Annotated in this window: 10 protein-coding genes; 2 read left to right on the top strand and 8 right to left on the bottom strand. The window is 57.5% G+C overall.

From position 1 onward, the window contains the following. Positions 1–67 precede the first annotated feature (67 nt). The 7 genes from ETAA8_RS11670 to ETAA8_RS11640 form a co-directional block, all read right to left on the bottom strand. Positions 68–1,201, bottom strand: a complete 1,134-nt coding sequence (locus tag ETAA8_RS11670; protein WP_145088189.1) for a GNAT family N-acetyltransferase — start codon at positions 1,199–1,201, stop codon at positions 68–70. Positions 1,202–1,217: 16 nt separating this feature from the next. Further along, positions 1,218–2,315, bottom strand: coding sequence for a GNAT family N-acetyltransferase (locus tag ETAA8_RS11665; protein WP_145088188.1), 1,098 nt, complete (start codon positions 2,313–2,315; stop codon positions 1,218–1,220). Between the two features lie 30 nt (positions 2,316–2,345). Further along, on the bottom strand, positions 2,346–3,317 hold the full coding sequence (locus ETAA8_RS11660; RefSeq protein WP_145088187.1) for a glycosyltransferase: 972 nt from the start codon (positions 3,315–3,317) through the stop codon (positions 2,346–2,348). Positions 3,318–3,330: 13 nt separating this feature from the next. Continuing rightward, positions 3,331–4,728, bottom strand: coding sequence for an O-antigen ligase family protein (locus ETAA8_RS11655; protein ID WP_145088186.1), 1,398 nt, complete (start codon positions 4,726–4,728; stop codon positions 3,331–3,333). Beyond that, positions 4,725–6,089: a lipopolysaccharide biosynthesis protein gene (locus tag ETAA8_RS11650; protein WP_145088185.1), complete on the bottom strand. Its 1,365-nt coding sequence runs from the start codon at positions 6,087–6,089 to the stop codon at positions 4,725–4,727. The genes ETAA8_RS11655 and ETAA8_RS11650 overlap by 4 nt, the downstream gene beginning before the upstream one ends. A 40-nt stretch (positions 6,090–6,129) precedes the next feature. After that, positions 6,130–7,176: a polysaccharide deacetylase family protein gene (locus tag ETAA8_RS11645; RefSeq protein ID WP_145088184.1), complete on the bottom strand. Its 1,047-nt coding sequence runs from the start codon at positions 7,174–7,176 to the stop codon at positions 6,130–6,132. 188 nt (positions 7,177–7,364) lie between these two features. Further along, the gene (locus ETAA8_RS11640; RefSeq protein ID WP_145088183.1) at positions 7,365–8,900 is read right to left on the bottom strand and encodes a GumC family protein; all 1,536 of its coding nucleotides are present in this window, start codon (positions 8,898–8,900) and stop codon (positions 7,365–7,367) included. A gap of 209 nt (positions 8,901–9,109) precedes the next feature. On the opposite strand from ETAA8_RS11640, the gene ETAA8_RS11635 reads away from it, so the two are divergent. Beyond that, positions 9,110–10,915, top strand: coding sequence for an ATP-binding cassette domain-containing protein (locus tag ETAA8_RS11635; RefSeq protein ID WP_145088182.1), 1,806 nt, complete (start codon positions 9,110–9,112; stop codon positions 10,913–10,915). Between the two features lie 99 nt (positions 10,916–11,014). On the opposite strand, the gene ETAA8_RS11630 is transcribed toward ETAA8_RS11635, so the two are convergent. Next, positions 11,015–12,190, bottom strand: a complete 1,176-nt coding sequence (locus ETAA8_RS11630; protein ID WP_202921775.1) for a 3-keto-disaccharide hydrolase — start codon at positions 12,188–12,190, stop codon at positions 11,015–11,017. Positions 12,191–12,721: 531 nt separating this feature from the next. Here ETAA8_RS11630 and ETAA8_RS11625 point away from each other — a divergent pair. Then, on the top strand, positions 12,722–13,873 hold the full coding sequence (locus ETAA8_RS11625) for a hypothetical protein (RefSeq protein WP_145088180.1): 1,152 nt from the start codon (positions 12,722–12,724) through the stop codon (positions 13,871–13,873). Position 13,874 lies beyond the last annotated feature (1 nt).

Below are 13,874 nucleotides of genomic sequence, written 5' to 3'. Positions count from 1 at the left end.
CAAGGCATCCCTGCCGCCAATGGAGTGAACAAGTCGAAACAATGGTCTTAACAACCACACACTGCACTTACTGAAAGCTGAACCAATCGCGTAAGCGGCGAACAGCGCGGAGCGGTGCTGCTACCGGTCCATACAGGGGCGACGTCTTCAGCCAATCGCGCGTGGCTTGCCACGTCCGACGAAATAAACGTGAACCCGGACTTAAATCGACGCTTCCTTCAGCCACTTCGTCGCTTCCGGAAGCCAGGCGAAATTTGTAGTCTTCGTCACCTTTGCCTAAATCAATTCGTGTGATGCCGTGCTGATTCGCCTGTTGGGAAATCAAGTAAATCAGTGACATGCCCGGCGAGTAGCGCCCCAGTTCACGATCGTACGAAGGGAACCACCAGTGCATGACGTGGCGGCAACTCATTCCCAGATGGGCTGCCACCAGGCGGTCGCCGGCGTAGAGGCAAGTCAGCAGACCGGTCAGATTGGGATCGTCTCGCAGCAACAGTTGATCGACGAAGTTACGAATCCAATCGATGCTAAACAGGTCTCGCAAGCCGGTACGCGCGTACTGCTCGCTCTTCCACCGCAATAACTTTTGCAAGTCTTCGCGGCTGGCTGACTTCCATTCCAAGCGTGCTGGGCCAATTTCGCGTTCCATCTTTTTCAGTTTGCGCTTGATGGTCGATAGTTCGGAGTTTTCACCTCGGCGTCCCGCCTCATAGGCAGCGAAGCCCTGCGCGAGATCGATGTAGGGAGAGTTAGCGCGGGTCCACAAATAGGGCGCAAATTCAACTTGCGAAGTGAGCAAGTGATCGAACTTCCAACTCTTCAGCCCACATTGCCGCAGCAATTGCTGCGGGTCGATCGGCGTCCCTGGCGCAGCGATCACGGCTTGAAAATCGGACAAACGGCCAGCGACTGGTTTCGCCGCCGAGAACAACCCGCGTTGGAACGGAAACAACGCGACGACGCGCTGCGCCTCTTCGACCACGGCGACTTCAACATCCGATCGCACACTGGCAACGAGTTGCGTGAACTCGGGGCTGAAGTAAGGGCTGCTCAGCGTGGGATTAGCCTGCTGTAGCAGCCGCCATTCAACGCACAACTGTGGGCTGAGTTGCTGACCGGGGACAACGCGCACACATTGGTGATTCTCGTGCTCGCGCACGTTCACAGGGTTGAACATGTTGGTAGTTAACAAAGCGGCCATGAAGCAATACTTTTCTTTAACGAAATTGGAGCCAGTCTCTCATCCGCCGGATCCAGCGCAGGGGGCGTTCGGTCGGACCACCCAGCGGCGAAGTACGAACCCAATCGCGCGTGACCTGCCACGTGCGATAAAACATTCGCGTTCCCGCGCGCCTGTCAACTCGACCTTCGGCAACAGTGTCGATTCCCGACGCAATCCGATATTTAAAACTCTCGTTACCTTGCCCCAGGTCGATGCGCGTGATGCCTTGCTCGCCCGCTTGCTGGGCGAACAAATAAATCAGCGCCAGGCCGGGCGAATAGCGCGCAAACTCGCGATCATACGAAGGCATCCACCAGTGCATGACGTGGCGCGAGCGCATGCCCAAATGCGCGGCGACGAGTTGATCACCCGCATACAAGCAACTGAGCAGGCCGGCAAACTCAACCTGTTGGTGTTGAGGCAACCGTGTGAAGAACTCTCGGATCCAAGCGAACGACAGTAAATCGCGGAAACCAGTCCGCACATAATGCGCGCTCTTCCAGCGAAACAGGCTCTGTAAGTCATCAGGATTCGCTGAGCTCAACTCGAAACGTACGGGGCCGACTTCGCGCTCCAGCTTGCGAATCTTTCGCGCGATCGTTTTCAGTTCGGTGTTCTGCTGGCGTTGCTTGGCTTGATAGTTGGCAAAGCCGGCCGACAAATCGATGTAGGGGGACTCGCCGTATGTCCACATGTGCGATTGAAAGCACGACTGCGAAACCAGCAAGTGATCGAAGCGCCACGAGGCGAGTCCACACTTCTGCAGCAGTTGAAGCGGATCGCACGAAACTCCCGGCGAGATTATTAAGCCTTGAAAGTCGGTGAGCCGGCCAGCCACGGGTTGCGAGTTTCCCCACCATCCGCGCTGAAACGGAAAGAAGCCTTGAATTCCAGCGTCGTTCTCCAGAACAGCTACTTCCACGTCGGTGCGCACGGCCGCTACCGCTTGGGTGAATTCGGGGCGGAAGTAGGGACTCGACAGTGCCGGATTCGAGCACTGGATCTCAGCCCAACGAGCGCAGAGGTCACCCGACAGTTCCCTGCCGGGGACGACTCGCACTTTCAGGTTGTCATCCAGGCAATGGTGACTCATCGGTCAGACCGCGTCTCTCGCTCAATCAGTTCAGGCCAAGGGACGACTGGCAACGGCCGTTGTCGGAACTTTCGTGCGCGGACCACTCAGCCGTTGCCGCAGGCGCGCCCAACCTTGCCAAAAATGGCCTGCCGAAAGAACCAATTGACAACGCAGGCCAACAGCTGCTTCGTGGTTCCCTGTCACGCATGCCCACTGCAACTTGGGCCAGTAAAGTCCGACGGCACGAGCGGCTTTCGCGAGCCAAATGGCAGTTGCGACAAGTGGACCGCGATCGTTCCATTCGTAGTCGTTCACGCCCTCGCCCATGCTGCGCGACAGCTTGTGAAGATAAGCATCTTCCAATCGCAGATCGGGCGTCATGTGATGAATGATGGCCTTGGGCAGATACCAGGCGGCCATTCCCGCGGCGCGGGTGCGCCGATAAAGGTCGGTATCTTCGCCGCGGCGCAGGGCTTCGTTAAAGACACCGACTTCGGCGAAGACCGACTTCTCCACGAGCAGGTTTCCCGCCCCGGGATTGATGTGATCGTCGTACGGCTGGGGCGTTTCGGACCAGCGCGATTCGCCCAGCAGCATCCGGCAGAATGGATGAAGGTCGCGGGTGCAGTTCTCGGGCAGTAGCAAGTGAACTGCACCGCCGACAACACGACTGTTGTGCTCACTCGCCCCGCGACGCAGTTCCAACAGCCAATTCGGATCGGCAATCTGATCGTCGTCGAAAAAGGCGATCCACTCCCCCCGTGCTTCGCGCACGCCTCGATTGCGAGCGGCGGCGACACCTGGCTTCGTCTCCCGCACACAGCGCAAGGTTGAGGTCGATTCGGTCGCAGCGGCGGCAATCGCCGCGGGAGTATCGTCGGACGAGTTGTTGTCGACGACGAGAACCTCGTAAGTGAATTCGCCGGCTGTCTGCAGGTCGTACAGGCTGCGCAGCGCGTCGCGCAGCATTCCCGCGCGGTTATAAGTGCAAACCATAATCGAGATGTCGGGGTTCGTCATCGGTTCACGTGATTCAGTTCAAGGCCGACCGCGGCTGATTAGGCACTGCAATCGGCTGCTCTTCAGGACACGATTCTTCTTCTCGGCCACCAAAGGCCAGATGGGCCACGCCCGACCAGGCGGCCAGCGTGACGAAGAAAATGCCAAACATCGTCGACTCGAAACAGGCGCTCAGAAGTGAATAAATCAGCACCGCGGTGATGAAACCGCAGGCCGGATCGTTGGTCTTCCACAGCGTGCGTGCAGCAGCTGCAATGCCGGCGAACACCGCCAGCAAGTGCAATCCCAGGCCGATACGACCGGTACTGAGCATCACTTCCAAATAGCCGTTATGCGCTTCGACGACAGGAAACTGTAGCTCGTCTGCAATGAACTGCACGTGGTCGGCGGTCCAGAACGATTCAAACCCGTGACCGAACCAGGGACGTTTATCGATGAAGTGCTGGGCCAGCGGCCAAATGAAGTTACGACCACTCAGCGTGTCCGCTTCTTCCTTACGACCCATCAAAACGGCCTCGCCCAACTGGCGCAAGGCGTCGATTTGGAGCAACCAGATCGCCAGAATTAACGCAGCCAGTAACCAGCCGCCGCTCAGTCCCGCGAACAGCTTAAATCGCAATGTCGTTTGCAACAGCAAAACCGCTGCCGCCGTTATTACCAGCGCGGCAGTCGCACTGCGTGACTTGGTCAGCACCAATAAAGTTAGTCCGGCCAGGGCACAGCCGATCAGCAGCACGCGATATTTACGTTCGTTCCAGGCGAGCGAGATTGAGGCAAAGCACCAGGCCGCCAGGTACATCCCTTGAGGATTCGGATGCTGGGTACCACTAAATCGATAGCCGCCGGCCCACGGCCTGAAGGTCCCCAGCCCGATCTCGGCGAGCACACCGACGCCAATACAGCCACCCATCACCACCACGGCTAGCCAACAAAGCTCGCGCAGCGTGAACATGCGACCGATACCCACCGCGGCCACCGCGCAGCAAGTGCGAACGATCAAACGCCGTAAGCACATGCCGGGATCGATCGACCACAGAATGCTGGTCCAGGCCCAGACAAGCGGCAAACAAAAGGTGAGCGCTAGCAGTGGCTTCACTTTCCAGGGTGTTTGATTCGAACCAATTAGGAGCGCGAGTCCGATGCCCCCCAACCAGAAGAACGTCATGCGGCGCAGCACGTTGCCACCGCCAACGCCATCGAGCAGATGATCTTCGCCGTGCGCGAAGTCTTCCATCTGAGAGAAGAACAAATTGTGCTCGTTGAGGAACACGCCAAACCAAATGGCGATGGCCGCATACCAAAACGTGGGGGACAGTCCAAATAGCCACTTCTTCTCGGAAGTCGCCACCGCGCACGCCTGCGCAGGAATGAAGTCGGCGATGGGCCGAGGTGCAACTGCGGGGGAACTCATGCCGAGCCTCCCGCAGAGATGTTCGGCAAATGTTCAAATTCACGCATCGTACGCCGCAGCGTCCAGCCGCGAATGACCGCATCGCTGGCGGTGCCAGTTAATCCTGCAATCGCCGCTCCGAGTGGTCCAAAGGCCGGTACCAGCGAGGCCGTAGCAATGATCGTGACAATCAGCGAGCACAAGTCGGCAAAGAAACTAGCGCTCGGACGCTCCAACGCCCACAAGCCATTTCCTGCGGTCACACCCAAACTATTCGCGAGCACACTGAGCGATAGAACACCAATGATCCAGCGCGTGTCGATAAACTCGGGACCATAAACCAACGCAGCAACGTGATGCCCGCCAATGAAGGCACAGACCGACATCGATCCTAATCCGGCGACGAACATGATCGCCGTCTGCCGCAGGACTCGTTTCAATTCGGGCAACCCTTGCTCCGCATAAGCCCGCGCCGCTTTGGGGCTGAGATAATTCGCCAGCCCGATCAAGAACATATTCGACAGTCCGACCAGCGTCGCGCACGCGCCCAGTGTGCCCGTTTCACGTTCGCCATGAGTTGCAGCCACAACCCAAGGCAAAATGTACGGAGCCGAACACGCCAAGATGTGACTGGCCAAGGCCCAACGACTGAATGTCCAGTTGTGGCACCAATCGACCCAAGCGGCCGACCACGAGAGTGTGAACTTCTGTCGGCCACTGGCCAGCCAGGCCACGCTCGCCAGTCCACAGCAAATTCCCATCACAGCAATCGCAGAGCCAACATTCAGTTCACCGAGCCAGGCCAGGTAAGCGAGACCGCCGAGTTGCGTAACTGCAATGGTCGCGTCGGTAACGATCGCAGCACGGACATCGAGATGAGCAAACGACAGCTGCCGAACGTACTCCCGCATCCACAACAAGGGAGCGGCACAAACCAGCAAGAACATCGTCTGCTGAATGCCCGCTGGTCCCCAGCCCATTACCGCGACGAGCGCGAGTCCCACGACGGCAAACAGCGAAATCAAGCACTGATGAAGCAGCGAACTCGCCGCATAGCGGGGCTGATCGGCCTTTGTCTGGCGCGAGCAATAAATCATGTAAGGTGCAGAAACCAACTGTTCCTGCAAGCCGCGCACCAGCAGCACAATGCTTAACGCCAGATAGTAAATGCCGAGATCTTCGCGCCCCGCACAGCGGCCGAGAATCACGCTAGTGACGAAGCTGGTGCCACTGACAATCGCTTGATCGAAGATCGAGAGCCCACTGCTTTGCAGCAGCTTGCTGCTGGCGAGTCGCTTGAGCAAGATCGTGATACGACTAATCCGGCCAGCAGTTTGCGGCACATCAAGAGCAACAGATTGGGTGGTCGGCAAGTTGCTCATGCGTGCTGCAGAGCGCTTGGGCCGGTTGATGGACTAGCCATCAATCGGCAGCGCTCGATCGCTCCGGAGTAGAGTCTGAGTTGTCGTCGCCGGTCGATTTCTTTCCGCCGCGCAAACCCTTGATAAAGTGCTTCACTTTTCGCGCCGCAGAAATCCAGCCACCCAGTTTGGCAGCCAGGGTCGTCGAGGTATCGATGTCTTCCGCCACCAGCCGGCCCCAATCGAAGGGATCCGTCTGGGCGGTAATGATTTCGGCTTCGGTCGTCAGACTGCAGCAGACGTCGGTCTCGCGCGCCGCCTGAACCAGGTCCGGGCCGGCGAAGCCGTTGTTCTTGGTGCCATAAGGAAAGGCAAACGTCGGCCGCTCGATGCCGAACTTCTCGCGCAGCACTTCGCAGCAATGCTGCAAGTCGGCGCGGAAGTAGTCGGGGCGGCCACGATAGTCGTCATGCGAATGCGTGTGAGCACCGAGTTCGACCAGTCCAGACTTTTGCAATTGCCGACATTCGTCGGTCGTCATCGGCCGCCAGGCTTCAGGCGAAGCCTCTGCGGAACCGCTCAACAGCCAGTCGTCGTTCGGAAAGTTCTCGTCGGAATCGAGGTAGCGCGTCGCCAGGAAGATTGTCGCCGGCACGCGCAACTTCTGCAAAATCGGGAACGCTCGGGTGAAGTTGTTTTGGTAACCATCATCGAACGTAACGACAAACACGCGGCGCGGAATGGTCCATTGCTTCTCGTGATGCTCCAGCACGCGATGCAAAGGCCACGGATCGTAGCCGCGTTTGAGCAGGCCACTCAGCTGTTCTTCGAACTGCGCGGGGGTCACGTTCCAGGTGGGTCGCGGCTGACCGGGTACTGTGTCGATTACCCGATGATACATCAAGATGCCAAACCCGGTGCGCTGACAAGAGCCGCAGATTTCGTTCAGTGCCACGGCCACGCCACGGGCTGTTTTCTCGACAAACCGCGGATCGCGCGCTGGCTTGCGTACCACCGGCGTGATGGGAGCTGACCAATATGAATCGGCAGCGCGTTCTAAGCCGTCAGCCGAAGCAATCATCGTCGAACTGAGTTGAAGTTGATTCACGGATGCACCGTTTCTGGGGGACTAACGATTGCGGGCGAAGTTTTCGCCTACGAAACAATAGGTCATGCCCATACCGTTTCGCAGGGTTTGCCGCCCAAAAACCGCTCGTTGGCGGTTCTTCCGATTATGCCCATTAGTCCCATCATTGCCAGGGAACGCTCCCTGACGCCCTTCACGGTCGTTCTTCGTTAGTGCATTGCCACGGTGCCGAGCACGGGAAGTTGCAATTGGCGTTGGATCAATTCAGCACTGAGCAACACCGGGTTAAACCAGGCCATGGCCAAAGCCAGAATCAGGCCGCCGCCAATCGCTACAAAACCACCCAGCGCGATAATCATCAGCTTGCGCGGACCCTGCGGTTGAATCGCGTAAGTCGCCGGCTGAAAGATGCTCAAGCTGCTGATGCGTTCTTCGTCGAGCGAGCGATTGATGCGTGCTTGTTCCAGTTTTTCGGAGTAGCTGCGGTAGCGGTTCTCTGCCAGATCCATGTCTCGCTGCAAATTCGCCAGCTTCACTTCGTCGGTATTCAACTCGCCGAGGGCGACGTAAAAAGCCGCTTGTTGTGATTTGAGCGAAGCAATTCGCCCAGCCAGCGAATCAACCTGCGACTGCTCTTTGAGCAAGTCGAGTTCGAGCGTCTGCCGCGCCGGATTGATCACGTGCGTCTGTTGCACGCTATTCACATCGTGTTCGCCCAGAATCTGTTGCAGGTCTTCCATTTGATGCTGCACGGCAATCACCATCGGATGATTCGGCGTCATCTTCGAGCGGAGTTCCTGTTCGCGGCTTTGCAACTGAAACAGCGTCTGCTTCATGCCTTCCATCGCCACGCTCGGCTGCTGCACCTTTTGCGAGGCAATGAATTCAGGCAATAGGCGGATCGCCGACTTCAAGGACACAATGCGAGCTTCCGACGAAGTGACTTCCGACTCAGCCGCCAGCAGTCGTTGTTCAAGATCGCTGATCTGCAACTGCAGCTGCGTCCGCTTACCGTCGATGGTCACAATTCCCATCGTGGTCTTGAACTTCTGCAAGTCATTGGCAGCCAATTTCCATTGATCCTGGAATGAGTTGGTCTGACTCTCGAAGAACTCGAACGAACCGGGCGTGCGATGTACGCGGACGTGTTCATCGAGATAGGTCTCCACCAGTTTGGAGACAATTCGTTGCGCAATTTCGGGATTCTTGGCCTTGGCTCTTACGGCAATGATCGTCGTTTTACGTGGCGAGAAAATCTCCAGATCTTTTTCCAGCTTCTGCACCGCCAGTTGGTGGGCGCGGGAAGGAGTTCCCTCCGACGTTTCTTGGGAAGTGTATTCATTCCCCTCGGAACGCGTCGTCGAGCGGTCGTTGCCAACCGTCGTCACCTTCACTTCTGGCCCCAGATCTTTGCCTTCCAGAATGTATTGGGGGCCCAGTTCGCTCACCACGCGGTCGAGCATGGCCCGGCTGCGCAGGATCTCTTGCAACGAGTTGATTTCGCTTTCTCGCGTCTCGTTGATCGAGATTGCTTGCCCGGTCGAGGCGGTGGGGTCGAGTTGATTCTCGCGGCCAAAGCGTACGAACAGCTTGGCTTCAGACAAGTACGACTTCGGCAGCATTAAAACGCCAATGGTTGTCAGTCCGAGCAGGCAAAAGGTCGTACCGATTGCGAGCGTGCGGTGACGCCAGAGGGCTTGCTTAACAAAGTCCAGCGTTTGCCAGATGGCTTGTGGTTCGATCATCGGTGGGTTCGCAGGCGCGAAGGATGTAGGCGGGTGGGACCGCGCGGCTGCAGCACCATGTGGGGCGCATCCGCGGGCTACAATGCCTAGGTCATAAACAGTGCCCGGGCAAACCCTGGGCTGTTGGTTCCTCCGCAAGTTCCGGTTGTGCGGTATAATCCGGTGCTTTCCGCCTTCGGGCTTTCTCCGACCTTCTTGTTATTGACGTTATGCCGCTTGTTACGGTTCGGGATTTACGCATCGGTTATCGGGGACCGCTGCTGCTGGATGGAGTCAACTGCCAGATCGATGCGGGCCAGCGCATCGGCTTGCTTGGCCGCAACGGCGCGGGCAAAACCACGTTCATTCGCATTTTGACGGGTGAAGTACAGCCCGATGCCGGCGAAGTCCTCTATGCGCCGGGCTTCAAAATGTCGTTATTGCCCCAAGATGTGCCCCCGGAAATCAGCGGGCGCGTGCACGACGTGATTGCCAGCGGCGTAAAAGAGACGGGGGAAGATCATGAGCCCGAATGGCAAGTGGAACAGCGCCTGGAACAACTAGTCGCCGAAATGCAGTTGCCCATCGAGGCCGAGTTTCGCACGCTATCGACCGGCATGAAGCGCCGCGTCCTACTCGCCCGGGCGCTTGTTTCAAAGCCCGACTTGCTGCTCCTGGATGAACCGACGAATCACCTGGACGTCACTTCAATCACATGGCTGGAAGAATTTCTCGCCCGCTGGAACGCCACGCTCATTTTTGTGACGCACGACCGGATGTTCCTCCGCAAGTTAGCTACGCGCATTCTGGAGGTCGATCGCGGCCGGCTGTTCGACTGGAGTTGCGACTACGATACCTTCCTCAAGCGCAAGGAAGATGCCCTCGCCGCCGAAGAGAAGCAAAACGCCCTCTTCGATAAGAAACTGGCGGAGGAAGAAGTCTGGATCCGCACCGGCGTCAAAGCGCGCCGCACGCGCAACGAGGGACGCGTCCGCGCGCTCGAACGAATGCGCCGCAGTCGAAGCGAACGACAAGAGAAGACCGGCAAGGTAGAACTTGTCATTCAAGAGGCGCAGCGCAGTGGGGCTTTGGTGGCGGACGTCAAGGATGTGACCTTCGCCTATGGCGATAAGCCCGTCGTGCAGGACTTCTCAACCATGATCATGCGCGGCGATAAGATTGGCATTATCGGTCCCAATGGTGCCGGCAAGACCACACTCCTCCGCATCCTGCTTGGTCAACTGCAACCACAAACAGGAAACGTGCGACTCGGCACCAACTTGGAAATCGCTTACTTCGATCAGTTGCGGCATCAGCTGCGCGAAGATGAAACCGTGCAGCAAAGCGTCGGCGATGGGAACGACACCATCCGCTGGGAAGGTGGTAGCCGGCACGTCATCGGTTATCTGCAAGATTTTCTCTTCACGCCCGAGCGCTCGCGCACACTCGTCAAGTTCCTTTCCGGTGGTGAACGGAATCGCGTACTGCTTGCCAAGCTCTTCACCAAACCCGCCAATGTGATTGTCCTCGACGAACCGACGAACGACCTCGATGCCGAAACGCTTGAGTTGCTCGAAGAGCGACTCGTTGAGTTCTCTGGTACGGTGTTGCTGGTTAGTCACGATCGCGAATTTTTGAACAACGTCGTGGGCAGCACGCTCGTCTTTGAAGACGGCAACGTGAAAGAGTACGTCGGGGGCTACGACGACTGGCAACGTCAGCGAGCCAGCCGGCTCGAACGCGAGGCCGAGAAAGCACGGGCAGCAACCTCAACCTCTGCCGGGGCTAAGACAAGTTCCTCGACTCCTGCCGCACCGAAGAGAAAACTCTCTTACAAGGAGCAAAAGGAACTCGACGGACTTCCAGCGAAGATCGAACAGCTGGAAAGCAAAATCGCCGAACTCCACGCCACGCTTGCTCAGCCTGAATTCTACAAACAGCCGGCTGACCGCATCGCCGCGGAACAGGCCAATCTTAAATCGCTCGAAGACCAACTCACCGCCGCCTTCGCGCGCTGGGAAACGTTGGAGAAGTAAACTCCTGAGCCGGAAGCGTCAGCGCCCGGAGAGTATTTGCAGCTGCGGCGGTGAGCCCTCCGGGCGCTGACGCTTCCGGCTCACTGCAATCCAGCGAACCTACTTCTTGATCCGCACATTCCGGTACCAGACAGCTTCGCTGTGATTCTGCAGGCCTAAAAAGCCGCTGGTCAGGCGTTCTTTCAATCCTGGATATTCCTCGACATCGGCGTTTAAGATGACGATGCCGTTGTGGGTGATGCGGTAACGAGTCCCCTGGCAATCGATCTCCAGCGAATTCCACTCGCCCGCTTCGCGACCGACGTGCTCTTTCGCGGGAGCAACGGCGTACACGCTGCCGGTGAACTGATAGTCTTTCAAGTTTTTGTATTTGGGAGCGTGATCGTCGAGAACTTGAATTTCGACACCCGCATCTTTGCCGTGATGATTGCCGTTTTCCGGCACCCGCACGTACACACCCGAGTTGCCGCCAGCCTTCAACTTGTACTCCAGTCGCAGATTGAAGTCGCCGTATTGCTCCTTGGTGCGTAACCACGGTCCCTTCTTGCCGGTGCACATCAGCAAGCCATCTTCCACTTGCCAGCAAGCACTGGCCTCTTGACCGGCTCCTTCCCAGCCCGCCAGATCCTTGCCGTTGAACAAAGGCAGATAGCCGATTTCCTTCACTTTGATATTCCGAAACTCAAACTGCCCACCTAGCGGCACTTCGACCTGCAAGCCGAGATAACCGTCCTTCACTTCAACGCCGTCGGTCGACCAGGCCTGCTTGCCGTTAATCTCCATGGTCGCGTGCTCGCCGATTACGGTCAGCTTCACCTGGTTCCAGTCGCCCGCCTTAATCAATCCGCTGCTGCGGGCCTTGGGAAAACGAATCAGGTTCAGTTCGTCCCCTTGCTTCAGATTGACTTGAAAGCGATCGGGAAAAGGCTTGCCCATCGCCGGCTCTTCGGCGCGAAAGTAGATTCCGCTGTCGTACTTCTCTCCCTTGCGCGGCTTGTACTCCAATTCCAGCACAAAGTCTTGATAGCGATGCTCCGTCCGCAGCACTCCATTACCGCCAGCGATGACCAGCTTGCCGTCTTCGACCACCACCTCGCAGGTCAGTGCTTTCCAACCCTGCAGGTTCTGGCCATTGAAGAGTGAGTACTCCGCGCCCTTCGCCCGTTCGGCGAGCGACGCAAACAGCTTCGCATCTGGTTCCTGACCTCTACCCTGCCCTGCCACCACGAAAACCAGCGTGCACAACAGGATGGTGAACATGAACTTCGTTTGCATGAGGAGTATTCCAGGCGGGAGGTAGGAGCAAGTTGCAAGTCTCCAATCATGGTGTCCGCGCGAGCCTGTTGCAAGCGCCAGGATAGCGCTGGTGGCAAATCCAGGATGGAGTTGGTTAATGCACAAGCTAATGAACAACCGCCGCCCGGGAAGTGGCGTGCCCGTCAGTCCAGAAAGCGCCAGTTTCACGAGGTTTCGCGACGCGCAATGGAGCCCAAAATGCGGGCTGTAAAACAGGCAAGCCCGGCAAGGTTTGCTCGCTAGCGAAAGACTGTTGGTAATGCACATCATGCCGCCTGTTCCTCGCGAACTGATTGTGCCGTCCGCATGGGTCGAAACAACCGTTATGGGTGGAAATCTTAAGAACCCGTAAGGATCAGTGCCGTGGCCCAATTGTCGAATAAAACGCCTTGTTCTCTCTGTTGGCTAGTGGTTGCCTGCCTTGGGCTGGCGTTCGTAGATGCTAGCTCAGCGCAACAGCCAGCTTGGCCCGGCAACCTTGGCAGCAGTGCTGCCTACGACGATCTGTCCGTGATCCACGAGCCAACCGGGGCGTTTCCTGAACAGCTTCCGTCAATGCCTGCCTACGGCGAATCGACAGAGTACCACCCCGATCACCTGGGACTCCCCACTGACCCGATGGGCGAAGATGCTTATTCGTATTACGCCAACGGCAAGGCCCGGGCTTACTATTACAACGATCAGCGGATTGAGTTCACCGGATTGGAAGCGACGTTTCTCGTCGAGGGAGTTGTCAACGCAGGCGTCCAACGACAATGTGGCGATTGGCTCTATCAGTTCGACACCGAGTTGTTCCTCAATCAGCGGTTCGAACGAAACATCTACCAGGAGTCGCCTTGGCGCTGGTCGTACGCCCATAACTTCGATATCGACCAGTTTCAAATCTCGCAATTGCGACTCGCCGCGGCGTGGGGAGACTGGCGGGCAACGGTAGGCAAATTCCAAACGCCATTCGGCCGCTTTTACTATCCGCTCTATCGCAACAATTTCGACGACTCGCCCTTCATTCGCTCCGAAGCCATTCTTTATCGTGAAACCGGTGCTTTGCTCGAATACAAACCCGCAGGTTGGGATATTGCCGTGGCGCTGACCAACGGCGGCCTGGAAGGTGATACTAACTCGTCGAAGGCGCTGGTGGCCCGTGTGGGGAACGACTTTGGCTGGTTGGCCACGGGAGCGTCAGTCAAGATTCAAGACGGCGTCGGCTCAGAAGACCAAAAGCTCTACAACGGCCATGTCGGCCTCGATGCCATGGTTCGCAACGAACGCTGGAGCCTTTCGGGTGAAGTGATCTATGACCAATACGGAATGCGGCGGCCCTATCCGCTCGACAACATCTTTTGGGGACGCAGCTTGTATTATCGCGACGTCAACAAAGGTCCCTGGGAACCTATGTACGGAATGGGTTACTACGTGAACCTGCAATACACCGGTCCCAAATGGACGCTCGTGGCGAACATTGGCCAATACTTCCCCGAGCAGATTGGCATCCGGCAACAAGACCAGACCAACACCCGCAGCTTAATCAAAGCAAGCCGGCACTGGACGCCGATGGTCGAGACCTACTTAATGATGATGAACGAAACGACGCTCAACGACGCCTGGGGCAACGAACCACGCGTCGGCCTCTACTACGTCTTCGGCTGCCAGTTCAATATGTAGG

Origin of the sequence: Anatilimnocola aggregata (genome assembly GCF_007747655.1) — a bacterium.
Taxonomy (GTDB): Bacteria; Planctomycetota; Planctomycetia; order Pirellulales; family Pirellulaceae; genus Anatilimnocola; species Anatilimnocola aggregata.
Note: the sequence above shows the minus strand (reverse complement) of the source record. Positions and strands in the feature narration are given on the sequence as shown.